Source organism: Lactobacillus sp. UMNPBX4 (assembly GCF_002554115.1).
Lineage (GTDB): Bacteria > Bacillota > Bacilli > Lactobacillales > Lactobacillaceae > Lactobacillus > Lactobacillus gallinarum.
In genome coordinates this window covers 1-17,824 of record NZ_PCZF01000036.1, presented here as the reverse complement: position 1 = coordinate 17,824, position 17,824 = coordinate 1, and the positions used below count along the sequence as shown (strand labels likewise).

The 17,824-nt window shown below is 36.2% G+C and carries 19 protein-coding genes, 1 tRNA gene and 1 pseudogene; 8 read left to right on the top strand and 13 right to left on the bottom strand.

Annotation, left to right across the window (positions count from 1 at the left end):
• Positions 1-113: 113 nt before the first annotated feature.
• The 3 genes from CP355_RS07425 to CP355_RS07410 all read right to left on the bottom strand — a co-directional run bounded on the left by CP355_RS07425 (position 114) and on the right by CP355_RS07410 (position 2,635).
• Positions 114-788 carry a hypothetical protein gene (locus CP355_RS07425; RefSeq protein WP_025006067.1) on the bottom strand — a complete coding sequence of 225 codons (675 nt, stop codon included), beginning with the start codon at positions 786-788 and terminating at the stop codon, positions 114-116.
• 551 nt (positions 789-1,339) lie between these two features.
• A complete protein-coding gene (locus CP355_RS07415) occupies positions 1,340-2,212 on the bottom strand; it encodes a metallophosphoesterase family protein (RefSeq protein WP_098044249.1) in 873 nt (290 codons plus the stop codon).
• A gap of 30 nt (positions 2,213-2,242) precedes the next feature.
• On the bottom strand, positions 2,243-2,635 hold the full coding sequence (locus CP355_RS07410) for a hypothetical protein (protein ID WP_025006069.1): 393 nt from the start codon (positions 2,633-2,635) through the stop codon (positions 2,243-2,245).
• 111 nt (positions 2,636-2,746) lie between these two features.
• Between CP355_RS07410 and CP355_RS07405 the strand changes: the two genes are divergently transcribed.
• Both CP355_RS07405 and CP355_RS07400 read left to right on the top strand, forming a co-directional pair.
• Entirely contained in the window at positions 2,747-2,947 is a 201-nt protein-coding gene (locus CP355_RS07405) for a hypothetical protein (protein ID WP_025006070.1), read from the top strand.
• A 97-nt stretch (positions 2,948-3,044) separates the two neighbouring features.
• Positions 3,045-3,443, top strand: a complete 399-nt coding sequence (locus tag CP355_RS07400) for an iron-sulfur cluster biosynthesis family protein (protein ID WP_025006071.1) — start codon at positions 3,045-3,047, stop codon at positions 3,441-3,443.
• Positions 3,444-3,521: 78 nt separating this feature from the next.
• Here the strand turns inward: CP355_RS07400 and nagA are convergent, their stop codons facing one another.
• The 7 genes from nagA to CP355_RS07370 all read right to left on the bottom strand — a co-directional run bounded on the left by nagA (position 3,522) and on the right by CP355_RS07370 (position 8,699).
• The gene (gene nagA / locus CP355_RS07395) at positions 3,522-4,676 is read right to left on the bottom strand and encodes an N-acetylglucosamine-6-phosphate deacetylase (protein ID WP_098044250.1); all 1,155 of its coding nucleotides are present in this window, start codon (positions 4,674-4,676) and stop codon (positions 3,522-3,524) included.
• A 16-nt stretch (positions 4,677-4,692) separates the two neighbouring features.
• Positions 4,693-5,406, bottom strand: a complete 714-nt coding sequence (locus CP355_RS07390; protein ID WP_098044248.1) for a GntR family transcriptional regulator — start codon at positions 5,404-5,406, stop codon at positions 4,693-4,695.
• Positions 5,407-5,672: 266 nt separating this feature from the next.
• Positions 5,673-6,455, bottom strand: a complete 783-nt coding sequence (locus tag CP355_RS07385) for a tyrosine-type recombinase/integrase (RefSeq protein ID WP_369822637.1) — start codon at positions 6,453-6,455, stop codon at positions 5,673-5,675.
• A 41-nt stretch (positions 6,456-6,496) separates the two neighbouring features.
• A complete protein-coding gene (locus CP355_RS10790; protein WP_369822636.1) occupies positions 6,497-6,874 on the bottom strand; it encodes a hypothetical protein in 378 nt (125 codons plus the stop codon).
• 70 nt (positions 6,875-6,944) lie between these two features.
• On the bottom strand, positions 6,945-7,139 hold the full coding sequence (locus tag CP355_RS07380; protein ID WP_098044247.1) for an AlpA family transcriptional regulator: 195 nt from the start codon (positions 7,137-7,139) through the stop codon (positions 6,945-6,947).
• A gap of 46 nt (positions 7,140-7,185) precedes the next feature.
• Positions 7,186-8,238 (bottom strand): Rep family protein, encoded by a 1,053-nt coding sequence (locus CP355_RS07375; RefSeq protein ID WP_098044246.1) that lies wholly within the window; start codon positions 8,236-8,238, stop codon positions 7,186-7,188.
• 17 nt (positions 8,239-8,255) lie between these two features.
• Positions 8,256-8,699 carry a hypothetical protein gene (locus tag CP355_RS07370; RefSeq protein WP_098044245.1) on the bottom strand — a complete coding sequence of 148 codons (444 nt, stop codon included), beginning with the start codon at positions 8,697-8,699 and terminating at the stop codon, positions 8,256-8,258.
• A gap of 83 nt (positions 8,700-8,782) precedes the next feature.
• On the opposite strand from CP355_RS07370, the pseudogene CP355_RS07365 reads away from it, so the two are divergent.
• The 6 genes and pseudogenes from CP355_RS07365 to CP355_RS07340 form a co-directional block, all read left to right on the top strand.
• Positions 8,783-10,423, top strand: a pseudogene (locus CP355_RS07365) (oligopeptide ABC transporter substrate-binding protein); the annotation flags it as partial.
• 274 nt (positions 10,424-10,697) lie between these two features.
• Positions 10,698-12,929, top strand: a complete 2,232-nt coding sequence (gene nrdJ, locus CP355_RS07360) for a ribonucleoside-triphosphate reductase, adenosylcobalamin-dependent (RefSeq protein WP_098044244.1) — start codon at positions 10,698-10,700, stop codon at positions 12,927-12,929.
• 29 nt (positions 12,930-12,958) lie between these two features.
• Positions 12,959-13,348: a DUF4430 domain-containing protein gene (locus CP355_RS07355; RefSeq protein ID WP_089143335.1), complete on the top strand. Its 390-nt coding sequence runs from the start codon at positions 12,959-12,961 to the stop codon at positions 13,346-13,348.
• Between the two features lie 18 nt (positions 13,349-13,366).
• Positions 13,367-13,750, top strand: a complete 384-nt coding sequence (locus tag CP355_RS07350; protein WP_023487848.1) for a DUF4430 domain-containing protein — start codon at positions 13,367-13,369, stop codon at positions 13,748-13,750.
• Position 13,751: 1 nt separating this feature from the next.
• Positions 13,752-14,291 carry an ECF transporter S component gene (locus CP355_RS07345; RefSeq protein ID WP_098044243.1) on the top strand — a complete coding sequence of 180 codons (540 nt, stop codon included), beginning with the start codon at positions 13,752-13,754 and terminating at the stop codon, positions 14,289-14,291.
• Entirely contained in the window at positions 14,284-14,844 is a 561-nt protein-coding gene (locus CP355_RS07340; RefSeq protein ID WP_023487846.1) for a cob(I)yrinic acid a,c-diamide adenosyltransferase, read from the top strand. Before CP355_RS07345 ends, CP355_RS07340 begins: the two co-directional genes overlap by 8 nt.
• Before the next feature lie 67 nt (positions 14,845-14,911).
• On the opposite strand, the gene CP355_RS07335 is transcribed toward CP355_RS07340, so the two are convergent.
• The 3 genes from CP355_RS07335 to CP355_RS07325 form a co-directional block, all read right to left on the bottom strand.
• The gene (locus tag CP355_RS07335) at positions 14,912-15,685 is read right to left on the bottom strand and encodes a putative ABC transporter permease (RefSeq protein ID WP_089147882.1); all 774 of its coding nucleotides are present in this window, start codon (positions 15,683-15,685) and stop codon (positions 14,912-14,914) included.
• Positions 15,686-15,783: 98 nt separating this feature from the next.
• Entirely contained in the window at positions 15,784-16,851 is a 1,068-nt protein-coding gene (locus CP355_RS07330) for a peptidase (RefSeq protein WP_089143334.1), read from the bottom strand.
• A 713-nt stretch (positions 16,852-17,564) separates the two neighbouring features.
• Positions 17,565-17,637, bottom strand: a tRNA-Thr gene (locus tag CP355_RS07325).
• Between the last annotated feature and the right edge of the window lie 187 nt (positions 17,638-17,824).

Sequence of the window (17,824 nt, the reverse complement as noted above, 5' to 3'; positions counted from 1 at the left end):
AATGATCTAAAAGCTTAAACTATCAATTTGTCAATGTCTTAACTTAATGACATTGCCGAATCTGGAAAAGTGCCTCCTTTTTATTATTCAATTGTTATTTAGTTTTTAACTGATTAATACCAGCCGTTTGCTTGCCAGAATGACTTAGCAGCAGTCCATGAACCGTAACGGCTTTGTACGTATTGGTCAGCAACTCTTTCTTGGTTGGCAGCTGAGTAGTCACCGTTCAAGTATGATGCTGAAAGTTGGTACTTACCTACGTATTGACCGTTAGAAGCACTGTATGAGCCACCTGATTCACGGCTAGCAATCCAAGCCTTAGCACTTGCTTCTGAGCCTGATGCGTTTGAAGTGTATGATGAAGCGCTAGTATTTGAAGCAGTTTGAGTATTTTGAGTTTGTGATTGTGCTGGAGCTTGAGTTGAAGCTTGAGCAGTAGTTTGAGTTTGGGTAGCAGCTGCGTGGTAACCAATAGTTACGTACTTAGCACGAACCCATTGGTTCTTACCTAAGTCGTACCACTTGTGGCCCTTTGAATCGTAAGCAGTCTTGATAACTTTCCATGAAGTATCGCTTGCTAAAGTTTGACCAGTTGCTACTGGGTTTTCATAGTTGTTATATACAGTAATTGAATTATCTGAAACGTAGTTTACAGTTACTACGCTTGCATCGTTTTGGACGATAGCAGCTTGTGCAGTGTTTGAGCCTGCGTTGTTTGCTACTACTAAACCTGTAACTGACATAGCAGCTACTGCAATTGACTTAACTAAGATAGATTTAATCTTCAAAAAAATTCTCTCCTTAAAGTTATAAAAAATAATATAAGTAACGAATTTTCACTTATTCGTCTGTCTGTATTCAATTGACATCGTATATACTACAAGCTTTTCGTTTCAGAACCATAACAAGAATATCACTCAATCATTAAGAAAACATTACTTAATATGACATTATTGTAACATTTGTAACATTAGTGTAAATTTATTTAGATAATACAAAATACTGATCTATCAAGGTTACTAGCACTTTTATTTTTAACTTGCTATGTGCAAAAGCATGTTCGTATTTAACAAGCTGAAATATTGCTGCAAACAAAATAGATTCTTTCCAGTTAGAAAGTTAAGTGCTATAGTAAAAATGTATTTTTAAATAAAAGCGAGGAATAAATCATGACTAAATACGAAGTTAAGTTAACTGAAGAAGATTTACAAATGATCAAAGATTGTCACTCAAAGAACCCTTCAATCATGAAGGCTATGAACGAAGCTAAGAAAGTTGAAGACTAATTAATATTTTTGATCTCTAAATCTAAAAAGCATCCCAATCGGGATGCTTTTTCTTATTCATCAAACTTTGTTCCTTGTGGATTTTTCCAATTATAAACGCGAACAATCTCACCGTTTCCATCAAGCACTACAACATTGCCATCATTATGTGGATAAATTAAAGGATCAGAATGTGATCCACCATCAGTAAAAATTCTGGCTGGTTCACCTGGATACTGCATTTTTCTAACAATACAGTCATCCTTTTGCAGTTGCTTCATTTTTCGCCCATCATCGTATTTACCTTCTAAAGCAGCTGTAGGCGTATGCCCCGTCACAATTGTTTTACCAGTTCGATTATGGGCAATCATTTTTTCCACTTGATCAGAATACCAATATTCTTCTCGTGCCCAAATCCGATAAAAGTCATAATCAAACTTCAAACCATAAACTACCTTATTATATGTAGTGGGATCATTATATTTTTCATCAGGGCGCACACCCGCATGAACAAAAATAATCTGCGGTGTATCATACATTGTCGGACATGATTTTAAGAAACGATAATATTTACTTTCTCTAACTTCATCGGGCAAAAGCGTCCGGCCAAATATATTGGTTAAAGTCTTCCCACCGCCGTTATAGAACCAGATTCCATCTTGATGCTCAGTTCCTTCAGCGAAATTAAGCATCATTTGTTCATGATTACCTAATAAAACAAGGGCACCTTGGTTTTTCTGATCTATTAAATAATCCAAAACTTCTTTAACATGTTCACGTCCATCAATATAATCACCACCGGTAACTAATTGAGCTAATGGATAGTCTTTCTTGGCTTGTTCAATTAAATCAATTGTCTCTAAATTGCCATGAATATCAGAAATAAAAATATAATTATCCTTTTTCTGATCATCTTCAAAAGTTTGATCAACAATTTTACGGGTCATTCTTACCCCTTCTTATCTTTTTTTAGACTATTAATTTGTTTCATTCCACGCTTTTTGCAAAACATCACTAAAATGTTGCAATTCGTTTTCATCAAACACAATTAATAAACCATTTCTAATTACATCCATTTTTTCATCGCCATTACGACTTAATTCCAAGCTAGAAACAAATAATGCATTTTCATCAGACGCTTTCATTAAGACATATTTAGCCTCATATGGGGCGCTCCCTTGACTATCGTCTAAATATTCCATAGCAATTTGATCTAGCAACTTTTGAGGGAATTCAAATGCTTGAATAGTACTCTCAGCTTCTTTTTGACTTACCCAACCTTGATAATTATCAGGTGTAACTTCATCAGGCATTTTCATTAACATAAATTGTGATTTGTTTTTATCAATAAATAATTGGCAAAGTGGCATCGCTCTTCCTCTCTTCTATTACATCATTTTCTTCTTACTTCTATTATAAGCTGCTTTTGTATCAACCATTAGAAAATCGACTACAATAATATATGAAAAGAAGTGATTGTTATGTTTAATGACAAAAATGCTATTTTAGCTAAAAATTTACACGTTGATTCTTTTAAGTATCAATCAACTGAAGATATGCCTAATGAAGCTTATGAAAAATGGCAAGAAAACCATATGAACGCCAAAGTATTCAATTTAGAATTTCGTAATATCGGTCAAAGTGGCGAATGGCAAGAAATGATCGTCATCTGGGGCGACTAAAAAGTTAGCTTTTCTTGATCTAAATCAATTTCTTATCTAATTTTTACTTGTATAATCTAGTTAACAAGTAAAGAGATTTAGACAGGAAGTAACGAATATGCTAAAAATCACATTTACTGACTCCGCATTAGATTATTTAAAAAGAAGAGAAATTGCTGACAAGACTTTGATCTTAATTACCGATGATGGCGGCGGCAAATATTCCATCAAGGGTGGCGGCTGCAGTATTGGTTCACATTTTTCAATTATTTGGGTTGATGAAAAAGATCCGGACTATCCTGTTCAATTAGACAATGATCAAGGACTTAAAATTTATACTTCTAAGTATGATATGACCTTGATGGGTCCAAACATGGTGATGGATTATAATGCTGGCAGCCTTAACCTTCGCTCCGATGAAGGAATCTTAGATGGCGGCGTTGAAATCGGCAACGGTGCTGCCCTAATTAAGGCTAACAAAAATGTTAAAATGACTGGCGTTGAATGGCGCTGCTAATAATGAAAAAAGCAATCTAATCAAAAACAGGTATGCATCATGACAACGCATACCTGTTTTTCTATCTAAAATAATATTTTAAGCTTTATATCTAGATACACCATCCAAATAAGTCTCACTCAAAGTCATGTCTGGATTCAAAACAATGAAATCAGCTGGCTTATCAGGCTTAATTGAACCACATTTATCAAGCTTATTAATTGAACGTGCTGGAACATATGATGCCATCATAATTGCATCTTCAGGAGTAACAACGTTCCAATCAACCAGATTCTTTACAGCTTGCTTCAACAATAAAATACTACCTGCTAAGTTATCGCCATCCTTCAAGCGAGCCATGCCGTCTTTTACATAAACTGGTAATTCACCTAACATGTAATCACCATCTGGCATGAGTCCCGCTTGCATACAGTCAGTGATCAAGCAAATATGTTCTGGGGCCTTAGCACGTACTAGAGCTCTGACAGTTGGTTCCAATACATGGTGACCATCACAAATTAATTCATCGGTTACTAAGCGAGCAGAGTATGCGGCTCCAAGCAAGTTAGGAGCATGTTGTGACATTGGTTCCATACCGTTATACGTATGGCAAAACATAGTGGCACCTGCTTCGATACATGCAATGGCATCCTTATAATCTGAGGCTGAGTGTCCTAATGCAATGATGATGCCGTCTTTCACTGCTTGACGAACAAATTCTTTGGAACCCTTACGTTCTGGAGCCATCGACATCTTAATTAGCATCCCGTCAGAAGCTTCTTCATAACGGCGAAGCTCTTCAATTGAAGGATCACGCATATACTTAGGATTTTCTGCACCAGCATGTTTAGGAGTAAAGTAAGGTCCTTCAAAGTGTAAGCCTTGAATTTTAGCACCAGTTTCTTCACCCTTATGTGCTGCATACTTTTCACAAGTTTCAATTAAATGTTTATCACTATCAGTAATCGTAGTTGGAAGCCATGAAGTAACGCCTGCCTTAAGTAAGCCTTCAGAAATCTTGTTGATTCCTTCCCAGTCACTCTTCATAGAATCTTCATTAACTAAACCGTGAATGTGAGTATCAACTAATCCAGGAGCAATCCATTTACCGGTATAATCGACAATCTTGCCTTCAGGCTTTTCATCTTCTGGATAATAAAAACCAAATTTTCCGTGATCATCAACTTCTAAATAACCACCAATTTCAGTTTTATTTTCTAAAAAGAATTTATCTGCATGAATGAAATATGTCATCATTTTTCTCCTCATATTATTCATCATATTGCTTAGATCTATATACAAATTTATCTCCGCGAGCGAGTGCTTGTGTAAACTCGATCGGGATGTTTTTATCATTTATTGCTTTACGGTTAATTTTTAAACTAGCCGTATTTTCTTTAACATGAAGAAGTTGAGCCGCTTCTTTAGTCAGATTAACTGCTTGTACATCTTCAAATGCCAATACACTAATTTGATGATATTTCTTTTTCAAAGTTCCATATAAAGTCCCTTGATTCAAATCATCTAAAGTTAAATTAGGAAAAATCTTCTCTGGCAAATAAGTGCGGTTATACACTAACGGCTCACCATCAGCCAAACGTAATCTTATCAATTCATACGCTTGATCATTTGACGCAAGATTCAATTGCAGTGCAATTTCTTTTTCTGGTGTACACAATTTAAGAGAAATATTTTTAGTAGACATTTCCTTGCCTTCGCCTTCCATCTGGCTACTAAAAGAATACATGCTACCTAAGTTCGGCTGCTTGATAAAAGTTGGTGTAACAAAGGTCCCTTTACCATGCAAACGATAAATTAAACCCTTTTCTTCCAATTCATTAAGTGCTAAACGCACAGTGCTACGGCTCACCTTGAACATTTCAACTAGTTCTCGTTCGCTCGGAAGCTTCTGATTAGGTTGATAATCTTTTTTGATATGTGAAGCCAATTGGTTCATCAATTCTTTATAAAATGGGCTTTTCATTTACTCACCTTCTAACTGGTTAGTACCACTTTGAGTAAAATTATATCATGAAAGAGCTTTCTGCAAAGTGGTTATAACCAGTTATTTTTGGTGCAAAAAAAGACCTGCATGAATACTCGACTTCTAAAGTTGGGCTTCATTACAGGTCTTTTGTTAGTACTCTGATGCTGAATGCCAGCATAGAGGTTACTACTTAACTTTATTGATATATCAACGTTTTTAACACTTCATTTAAAAAAAGTGTGCATTTTATGTGCAATCCGTTATTAACTAACCCACAACTTATTCATCTTCTCATTCATATTAGGATCAACACCTACATAAGTATTCATAAACATTTGCAGCGAGTGTCCCATTTTTTCAGCCGCCCACGGATATGACATACCAGGTGTATTAGCTAAATTAGTACAAATAGTATGTCTAAATGAATACATGCTTAATTGTTTATCATCAGACTTTATATCCAACTTATCACAAATATTCTTAAGCATCATATTTATACTTTTTTGTCTGATAGGTTGATCATTAGCAGACGCTTTATAATCATGCAAATTTATAAAAACTAAATCTAATGGATTTTCTAGATCGTGCTTTTTCAAGAATTCCTTTTGCTTAGTTTCATACTGTTTAACCAAATCAATTACATCTTTAGGCAATGGCAGCAGTGTTCTTGAATAGCCCTTAGGACGCGCTTTTAAAGCTCCAGTAAGTGAATTAGTATAATCAGACCAACTATCATTTATACGAAAAGTCCAAGCTGAATCTTCATAAACAACGTTGTTGAACTTTAATGCTTGAAGTTCTCCAATTCTCATACCTGTGTAGCTTTCAATTAAGATTGCCAATTTACTGCCAACGTTCATAACTGAACTATGTTGTAAATCTTTTTCAATCAAATTTCTAATTTCATCCAATTCATTAGATGAAAAAATGTACCATTCTTTCGGTACGGTAAAATCACTTTGTTTAAAAAATAATTTTAAGGCACCTTCTGGAACAGGATTTTCTTTTACTACTTTTCCTTCGATTGACTTAAAAAAGTTACGCATATGTACAAGTCTTTTAGCAATTGTAGAAGAACGGCTAACAGTTACTTGATTTTTTCTACATATTCATGCGCATAATCAGATACAAGTTGTGTAGTTACCTTATTAATTGAGGTATTTTTAAAGTATGCATTAAAATCATTTGCTGATTCTTGCCAAGATTTTAAAGTTACGGGACTAATTGTATTTGCTCTTCGATCAACATACTTTTGAAAAGCTTTAGCAAAACTAACTTTACCATCACTAAAGTTTAGGCCATCTTCATATTCAGCCCATAAATTTCGTTCTAGCTTAACCGCTTCTTTCTTGGAATTAGCATATTGAACGGGGAAACTTATCCTTTTACCAGTCGCTTTGTCTACTGGTTGAATTCTTACTTTCCATTGTCCAACATGTTTACCTTTAATTACTTTTTTAATCATCGTTAACTACCCTTTTTATTCTATAAAAAGAGCAGAACGTAAGCTACTCCTACATTCTACTCTCTCAAATTTACTTAGTCCACGTGGTTTCTTGATGATAACCCGCTTCTCCTAGCCAATTTTCTACTTCTTCTAAGATAAAATATGCTCGACTTCCTGGGAATTTGTGATAAGGCATTCCTGATTTTTTTAGTTTGTAGAAAAGCGTTGTGCTAATACCTAAAGTTTGGCAAAGTTCTTTACTATTTAAAATTTTTTGAGTCATTTTATAAATCCTCGTATAATATAAAAAGAAAAAATAATTTCTAGATCTAAGCATTATTTTGACCGTTTTGCTTAGATTTTTTTGTTTTTAGGCGTTTTTTAATGAATGATTTCGTAATGTGAATTGGTTGAATACGCCTTAATAATTGTTCATCCGTATCTACCCGCCTATCGTCAATAAAAACGTATTTATAAAAATCGGTAGGTGCATAAGGCGTTGTAATAATAATTTCCTCTAAATTAAGTTTCTTATCATGATAGCGTGAAGGTGCTGACTTATCATGTTGATAAGGATCCAGAATTCTAAGTAAATCGGAATAACTAAAATCTCTGGGGCGTAAATCATTTAAAATTACAAAGTGTTCACCACAGTAATCTTGAAAATAATCACGACTACTGCCAAGGATTGAGTACTTTTTATTTCTAAACAAATATTCCGCAAAGCGAGTTTTACCTACTCCTGCTGCACCATATAACCATAGGACCTTCATTTTCTTGCCTTTAAAACTCTTAAGCCATTTTTCATGCTCTTTTTCCGCCCTTAATTCAGTGATTTGATCAATTAATTTTTTGTGTCTAGCAAGCTGAGAAATGCCAATCTGATTTTCAAGCTCGTCGTAAGTAATCTTGTTTTCGGCATATTGATCGATTAGAGAAGAAATGAATTTCGGGCTCTTAGTAACTTTGGCTCTAATACTTTTCATCCGAGCTTCAAAATCAAAAGATGCCACAACATCACTCGCTTTATAAACATGCTTGCCTTGGCTTTGTGCTTCCTCTGTCTCATGCAACAGGTAAGAATAAGCATTAGCAATTCTGCCTTTCCACACTCCCACATACTGAGGCTGGTCTTTAAACATACTTGCCACAGAGCTGATTTTCTGGGGGTTCTCATACTTCAAAACCACATGGATATGTGGTCTGATAGTCTTACCATCCTGATTTTTTTGAGGATCTTGGTCATGCTTAATATACGCCCACTCCAGCGCTCCTGATTGCTTCAAGATAGTTGATAGATCTTTCTCATCTACTTTTAGATGATCTAAGTCTTGTACGTACATGAACTGTCTTGCACGTGGTTCTTTTACTTTTTTCTTCATAGAGATTAACCTTCTAACTACCAACCAAAACTATATTTATGTAAAAGATGTTTTAATAAATCTTCCATATCATTAAATGACAAATCGTTAGATCGTTGAAACTGCTTAGAATCAAAAGTTTCATAATAATAAATAGGAATTCGTAGCTCTTTAGCTGCACAATAACTGTCTTGACCAACAATAATTTCCCATTGTCCTAGATTTTCTTTTACAGCTACTAGAGGCAAACTCTCATGATTCAAAATGTACTTAAGTTTAAGTAATTTAATGCGATCATCATTACACAATTTTTTGTCTACGCTGAATTGACCATAATTATCTGTCTCATAAATTTTAGCTACCGTTTTGTCATCATCATTCTTAAAATCCGGCAAACATTTTGCTTCATAATCCATTTTTTCCCATTCTTTAGGACTTTTATGACTTCCCTCGTTCATTTCGATTTCTTCATTTTTTGTCATTTTAAAGTTTCCTTCTTTCTAGGTATTTACCTTTTTCAGTTACCATGCACACTTTGCACAGTTCATGACAACTAGAAAATAACAAGTTCAGTCAAACTGTTCCTGTGAAAAGTGTTAAAAAAGGTGGGACCTTAAATTACGCTATCGAGTCAGATAGTCCCTTCACTGGTATTTTCTTGCCAGAATTATCTGATACTGCCACTGACACTGAAGTTGCAGAACCAGGACAAGAAGGGTTATTCTCAGTCAACGATCAATACAAGATTAACAATAAAGGTGCTGCTACCTTTAAGCTTGACCGTAAAGCCAAGACCGTAACTATCGAGGTTAAGAAGGGTGTTAAGTGGTCAGACGGCAAGCAAGTTAATGCTAAAGACGTGGAATACGCTTATGAAATTATTGCTAATAAAGACTCCAAGTCACAACGTTATACCGATTCTCTTGCCGACATTGTTGGTTTAGCAGAATATCACGAAGGCAAGAGCAAGAAGATTTCTGGTATTGAGATGCCTGATGGCGAAAATGGCCGCAAGGTCGTAATTCACTTTAAACAAATGAAGCCTGGTATGCTTCAATCAGGTAACGGTTACTTCTGGGAATACGCTGAACCTTACCATTACTTAAAGGACGTACCATTCTCCAAGTTGATGTCTAGTGACAAGGTTAGAAAACAACCACTCTTCTACGGCCCATTCCGCGTAAGCAAGCTTGTTCGTGGTCAATCTGTCACTTGGGAACGTAACCCGCATTACTGGCGTGGTACGCCAAACTTGGAAAAGGTATCCATGACAGTCATCGGTACCAACTCAGTTACTCAAGCCATCAAGAGTCACAAGTTCGACGTTGCTGGTGTCGTTAATACCCAATGGGAAGATGTTAAGAATGCCACTGACACTAACTTTATCGGCAATGTGCCTCTATCTTATAGCTACTTAGGCTTTAAGGTAGGTAAATGGGACAAAAAGGCTGGCAAAAACGTTGAAAACAAGAATTCTAAGATGAATAATCCATCATTACGTAAAGCTATGGCTTATGCAATGAACGTTGATGCAGTCGCTAAACGTTACTACCACGGCTTGGCCTTCCGCGTTAACACTTTGATCCCTGAACAATTTGGTGATTATACTGACAAGTCAATCAAGGGTTACCCATACAACTTGAAGAAGGCTAACGAATTATTGGATAAAGCCGGCTACAAGAAGAAGGGTGAATACAGAGTTCAACCTAACGGTAAGAAGTTAGTAATTAACTTGGCTGTTAGAAACAACTCAACTACCGCTGAACCTGTTTGGAGAAACTACATCCAACAATGGAAGAAAGTTGGTTTGGATGTTAAATTTGTCGGCGGCCGTCTAATGGAATTCAACAACTGGGTACAAGCTGTCCAATCTGACGATCCAAGAATCGACGTCTTCGAAGGTGGTTGGTCACTTTCAAGTGAACCATCCCCTAACGACCTTTACAATGAAGCTGCACCATACAACTTTGCTCGTTTCGTTTCACCTAAGCAAACTAAGCTTTTGGCTGATATCGACTCAGAGAAGGCCTTCAATCCTACTTACCGTGCTAATGCCTTCAAGAAGTGGCAAAAGTGGATGTATGATGAAGCATACGTTGTGCCAACTACCAACCAATACTCTGTAACTGCTGTTAACAAGAAGATCTCTGGTTGGTCACTTAAGCCTAGTGCCAACACTTGGTTCACTGCAGGTTTCGTAAAATAATTTCTTGAACAATCCTTTTTCTATATTTTCTATAACAAATAAAATTTACTTTTCAACCCCTATCAATTAATCTCAAAATATTCAGTAGCAAATTTGTTGCTGAATATTTTTTTATTTTTCTCAACCCCTATTACTAACCTAAATTGTAGAATGCAAGTCCCTTTTATGTGAAAAATTTTTAATGCATAACACAACATATTGTGGTATTATCATAAATGTATTCATAGATAATGTGTTTTGTGAAACAATAGTAACTTTTAGGAGTGAGTTTTTTATGCCTACCACAAGAATTAAGCTGGATCCTGACTTTATCGATTCAGTGAAACAAGAAGTTAAACCTCATTGGGGAGAATTAGGTTGGGTTACCTACAAGAGAACTTATGCCCGCTGGCTTCCTGACCAAAATAGAGCTGAGAATTGGGATGAAACTGTCAAACGAGTTATTGAAGGTAATATTAACCTTGATCCGCGCTTGCATGATAATCCTTCTGCAGAAGTAATTACGGAGTTAACTAATGAAGCACAAAAACTATTTCGTTTAGTCTATGGCTTAGCTGCTACTCCGTCTGGTCGTAATCTTTGGATTTCAGGTACTGATTATCAAAAGCGGAACGGTGATTCCTTAAATAACTGCTGGTTCATTGCAATTCGCCCACAAAAATACGGCGATAGCCACATTGCGCCTGCTTATCTTAATCCTGAGCAAAAAGCCGTTTCAATGCCTTTCTCCTTCTTATTTGACCAATTAATGAAGGGCGGCGGTGTTGGTTTTTCAGTGGTCAACGAAAATATCGCTCAAATTCCTTCCGTCGACAATAAAGTGGATTTAGCCGTAATCATCGACAAAAAGAGTCCATCTTACGAGGCATCCCTCAAGGTCGGTGCCATCGACAAAGACAAATGGGAAAAGCAAAGTGTACCTGACGACACAATTTATTACAAACTGCCTGACACCCGTGAAGGTTGGGTCTTAGCTAATGCCCGTTTAATCGACATGCACTTTAACGCCACTAATCCAGACCACAAAATCAAATTAGCACTCGATATCTCTGACATTCGTCCATATGGTGCTAAGATCCATGGCTTCGGTGGTACGGCTTCAGGCCCAATGCCTTTAGTTGAGATGCTTATTGATATCAACAACGTTATCAATGCTCGCGTTAATAGTAAGCTTACTGCCGTTGACGGCACTGATATTTGTAACTTGATTGGTAAAACAGTTGTTGCAGGCAATGTCCGTCGCTCTGCTGAACTTGCTCTTGGCTCTAGCGATAATCAAGACTTTATTAAGATGAAGCAAGATAAGGAAAAACTTTATCATCACCGCTGGGCTTCTAACAACAGTGTCGCAATTAACTCTAAATTTAATAATTATGGCCCAATTTCTGACGGAATTTTGCATAACGGTGAACCAGGAATCGTCAATCTTGATCTTTCACGCAATTATGGCCGAATCGTTGATGGTTATCAGGCCGGCATTGACGACAGCGTTGAAGGCACCAACCCTTGTGGTGAGATTTCTCTAGCTAATGGTGAACCATGTAATTTGTTTGAGGTCTTCCCTTATGTAGCGGAACAAGAAGGCTGGGACCTCAAGGAAGCCTTTGGCTTAGCTGCTCGCTACACCAAGCGAGTTACCTTCAGTCCCTATGATTGGGAAATTTCACGCGAAATCATCCATAAAAATCGCCGAATCGGGGTTTCAATGTCAGGAATTCAAGACTGGCTTTTAAATGATCTCGGTCACAGAGTTGTAACTGGCTTTGAGGATGCAGTTGATCAAGAAAATGGGCAAAAGATCAAGAAGCCAATCTATGACCCTCAAGCGGTTAAGATGGTTGACAGCCTTTACCAAGCTGTAGTTGACGCAGACAAGACCTACAGCAAGGAATTAGGCTGCAATGAATCAATTAAGCACACCACAGTTAAACCTTCAGGTACGGTAGCGAAATTGGCTGGAGTCAGCGAAGGAATGCACTTCCACTATGCTGGTTACTTGATTCAACGGATTCGTTTCCAAGCTAGCGACCCACTTTTGCCAGCCTTAAAAGAATGTGGCTACCACACTGAACCAGATATTTACACACCAAATACAATCTGTGTTGAATTTCCACTTCGTGCAGCTCACGCCGACAGCAAAAACTTTGCCTCAGCCGGCACTGTTTCCATCGCGGAACAATTTGCGACACAAGCATTTTTGCAAACTTATTGGTCCGACAATGCTGTTAGTTGTACCGTTACTTTCCAAAGCGATGAAAGTGATCAAATTGCCCCACTACTTTACCAATATCGCCATATTATTAAGTCAACTTCACTTCTTCCTTATTACGGTGGCTCACTTAAACAAGCTCCGAAGGAACCAATTGACAAGCAGACTTACGAGGCTAGAGCCGCATTGATTACTGATGATGTTGAAAAAGTTTTTGCTAAGCAAAATGATGATCAAAAAGGACTAGAGCTAGTCGACCAATCAGATTGTGCTGGTGGCGCCTGCCCAATTAAATAAATTTATTTGGAGGAATGGAATTGAAGAGTATGAGTAAACGTAAAATTAATCTATTTTTTGCAATTATTACTTTCTTTACGTTAGCCTTAACTGCATGCTCAAATAATAATTCAGCTACTAAAAAAAGCACAACTAACCAAATTTCGGTTAATTACACTTTAAAAGAAGGTAAAAAGACCTTTGATAAGAAAACCATAAAAGTTCCTAAAAAAGCTAAAGTAATTGCTGGTTTAAAAAAGGCCTGGAAAGTTAAGGAAACCAAAGGCTTTATCACTGCAATTGACGGCAAAACTCAAAATCCTAAGAAAAAGATTTATTGGACCTACACAATTAACAATAAGTTTGCCTCTAAAGGCGCTAATGAACAAACTGTTAATAACAAAGATAAAGTTAAATTTACTTTAGCTAAAATGAAATAATCATAAGGAGAAAAACAAATGACTAAAACAAAATTATTAAGCTTAACTACTACCGGTGCCGTATTTGTTAGCCTACTTTTCACTGGCGTTGCACCAACCAGCAACGTCCAAGCTGCTTCTTACATTAAAGTTCATTACACCTTAAAGAAGGGCAACAAGGCCTTCTCACACAAGAGTTTTAAGGTTAAGAAAAATGCTAAAGTGATCACCGGTTTGAAAAAAGGTTGGCACGTTAAAAGCACTAATGGCTTTGTTACTAGTATTGCTGGCAGAAGCCAAAATAAGAGTAAGAATATCTACTGGACTTACACCATTAATGGCAAGTATGCTTCTAAAGGAGCATACCAACAACCATTGCATAGAAACGACCGTGTTGTCTGGAAGCTAGCCGGGATCAAGTAAAATGCTTACCAAAGAAAGAGTTCAGATTAGATCTTTAGCACTCCTAGCGATTTTGGTTGCTATGTGTGTAACACTCAGAATTTTTAAAATCATCGATATCCCTAACGTACAGCCCGTAACTGATATGATTATGATTGTGACCCTAACAATGGGTGCTGGCTTTGGCTTTGCCCTATCCGCATTGACCATGATCTTGTCCAATATTTATCTAGGCTTTGGAATTTGGACTATCCCCCAGATTATGGCTTATGTTGGTTGTGTTTTAGTAGTAATCCTACTTGACAAAACCACCCCACTAAAGCAACACTTCTGGATGCAAGTTATCGTAGCTACCCTTCTGGGTTACGTATATGGCTTGTTAATCAATTTCGGCATGTCAATTTGGGGTGGCTGGTCATCCTTTTTAGGTTATGTTGCGGTAAGTTTCTTATTTGATACTTACCATTGTCTGGGCAATTTTGGTTTCTATTTTGTTTTGTACAAACCATTGACTCTTGCCCTAAACAATTACAAACGAAAAGCAGGAATCAGCTATGATTAAAATTTACACTAAAGTTGGTGACAAAGGTTTAACTAAGCAAGTTACTGGCAAAATGGTGCCTAAATATGACCTCCAAATTGAAGCTCTAGGTGACGTAGATGAATTGCAATCCTACTTAGGTGTAGTAATTGCTAACTTATCTAAAAACTGTCTGCAACTTAAAGATGAGCTGCAAGACGTACAACGCAACCTTTACCAATTACAAGCTGATATCGTGGTAAAGCATCATCAAGAAATCACCCATGAAACAGTGCAGCAACTCGAACATCGCATTGATCAACTAACACCCCAAATTCCTTCCATTCCTGAATTTATTCTGCCAGGTGGTAAAGCCACTGGTGCCAATCTTCAGTATGCCAGGACAGTCGCTCGACGCACCGAACGGGCATTGGTCAAATTAAGTTTAAATGAACAGGAATTATCAGATGACGTATTAAAATACATCAATCGATTATCTGATTACCTTTTCACCCTTGGACGCTATGCCAACGTTTTAGATAACTACACCGAAATAAAAAGTAAAAAACGTGAACCAAATAGAATTAATGGATAAGAAAAAGTCGGATGACCTAATATGATCATCCGACTTTTTTCAATCCCACAAAATAAGATTATGTTAGTTAGCTTTCTTTCTTCAAGACTTCTTTCTTAATTTCCATGAACTTAGGAGCATCAGTAACTTTTAATTTTGGAAAGCTCTTCAAGTAGCGCTTATGATTCCAGCTTAATCGTTGCGGTTGTAATTCATCATAGTGCTGCATCACTGAGTGGTGCCAATCACCAACCCGCAATTTTCCTTTCTCAGGCATATGACTTTCTACTTTAGTTCTAACTCGCTCAATAAAGTGGTCAATATGCACATCCCACATCTTAGTTGTAGTATGGAATCTCTCGACACTGATTACTGTTAATACTAAGTCAATACCCATAACAATGGTAATACCCACAGCTAGCCAGCCATGAGTTATCTTTTCTTCATTATTAATGAGCTTCTGAATGATTGGCTGAATAAATTTTACTAATAAAACTACACCAACGCCCCAAAATAATGAAATCATTGGGGCCACTCGACCTTGAATGTTACCCCATAATTTTGAATAATCCCAAAGCTTCATGCGAAAGATTGTCTCTAATAGCCAACTAGCCACAAATTCGAAAATAGTGGCAACGATAGTCCCTACTATAAATAAAAGGAGCAGGTTATCTCGCACGTCTTTGGTACAAATTAAAATTGTAGTAACGGCGAACCCATACACGGGGCAGTAAGGACCAAACAGAAATCCCCGATAATCATAATGGTGGTCTTTGATCGAACAATAAAAGGTTTCCCAAAGCCAGCCGATAACTGAATAAGTAAAAAATAAAACAATAATTTCTGAAATAGTGTACGGCATGTTTGTTTCTCTTTCATGATACAAGTTTATCTATCTCAATAATACGTGAAAGAGTCTATTTTGGCTATTGAAAATCCGTATTTTAGTACAAATATAGATTATTTTAAGAATTTTGTTCGAACTGTCCACCCTGCAATTATTAAAATTATGCCCAATACGCTGAGCATAACACCGGCAGTTTCACCAGCTTTAGGTAATTTTGCCTTAATTTCTGATGTGTCACTTTTAGGGAGTGTGACATGAGTATCGTGTTTTTGCGACTTAGGCGAGATAGTACTTGCATTGTCCTTAATCTCGTCTTTATCTAGAGTAGTTTTTACTGAATCAGAATCTATTTTAGCCGTGGATTTTACCTCGTTAGCCTTAGTATCAAAACCAGTCAAGCCTTTGACAGTTGGAGTGCGTGAAAGGTTTGTATTTTCTGGGGAAGCTTGCTGCTTTTGATCTTTGACCTGTCCTTGAACTTTTTCACCTCCTTTATCTGAAGTAGTTTCTTTTTTATTAATAATCAGCTCTGCTAGACGTTTAAGCCAATCTTCAGAGCGTTCTTCATTATTTTTAGATTTTTTAATTAACGAAATTTGATTATCATCTCTAAACGTAGATTTATGTGGCGCTTCAATGTTAAAATTCTTATTACTTCGATCGTATTTAATTTCTTGCTCGTATTCTTGAACTCGATCATCGCCCAAAGTAAAGGACTGACTCACCCGAAGATAATTAGGCTCATTAGGCTCTGCTTCCACCTTGGTTCGATACTTAATCAAAATTGTGCTCTCTGAATACTTCTTAGCAGGAAATTCAGCTGTTAATTTGTTTTTCTTCAATTTAACTAAACTAGAATTTTGAATAAAATTATCATTCTTAATTACTTCAATCGTATCTGGATCTAGAACTAAGCCTTCTGGAATTAAATTTTCCAACTTCAAATCACCAGTATATTTTTCTTTCTTGGGATTCAGCCTTATTTCCCAGGTAATAAAATTTGTCTCTTGGTCATAATGACCTGCCAAACTATTATCAGACTGGTCTTTTGGCTTCTCTTTTTTGTCAGTAACTGCAATCTTAGGCATTGTTTCGTTTTGCTCTATTGCCGCATTTACTGCGATATTTTCTTTAATTAATAAGGCAGCTAAGACTGCGCTTCCGATCAATAACTTTTTCATTCATTTTCCCTCACTTCAAACTTGATCAAAGAGAGTATATCTGAATTAAAATATTAAAGATATTGTTTTGACAACGAAAAAAACAAAAAGCCAGTTAATAACTTAATAAATTTGTTTTTAAACATTTTTAATATCTCCTATTTTATTGAATAAAAAATAAGTCTAATGATTACAGACCTATAATGAATTGAATTTGATGAAAAGTAAAGGGTTTAATCATATTTGCACATAATTTAATACAAATATGCTAATTTAAGTCTTTTATTTTATTTATTTACAGAAAAATAGGGGAATTTATGGATAAAAATTTACTTTATAATTCAAGGCCTTTTGGACATTGTAAGCTTAAGTGCCTGAAAGAAACGCTTTAGGCGTTAAAAAAATTAACAAAAAATCGGGGATGAAAAAAAGACGCTGCGGCGTCTTTTTAATTTTAAACAAATTAATGATTTGACACATATGGTTAAATTAAATAGGAATGTGTTGAACGTTGAGTGGGAGAATAAAATGTTCATGCTGTGCACACAAAAAAACAGGCTTAAAGCCCGTTATTATAGCTTTTGTTCTGCTCTTAAAATCTTTTCCATGCACATGCACAAAAACGTGTGCATATTTTTGTGCATGATTTTTCATAATTCAAAAAAATTAACCTTTACTTATCTTCGTAAAACGTTGATAAATAAAGGTTAATCATGTTTTGTTAGTACTCTGAGTGCTGAATGGCAGAATCGAACTGCCGACCTTCTCTTTACGAGGGAGACGCTCTACCGACTGAGCTAATTCAGCAACCTCATAACACTAAAATTATACCAAAAGTGTGGATTCCATGCAATTAGAGAAGCATATTTCATCTAGTGATGTGATAGTATATTTTAAATTTAATTAAAAAGATGTTGCTTTTGTGTAAACAACATCTTTCGTAAATTGCAATAATAAATTGAACACTTACGCTGTTTGATAGATTTTATCTAAT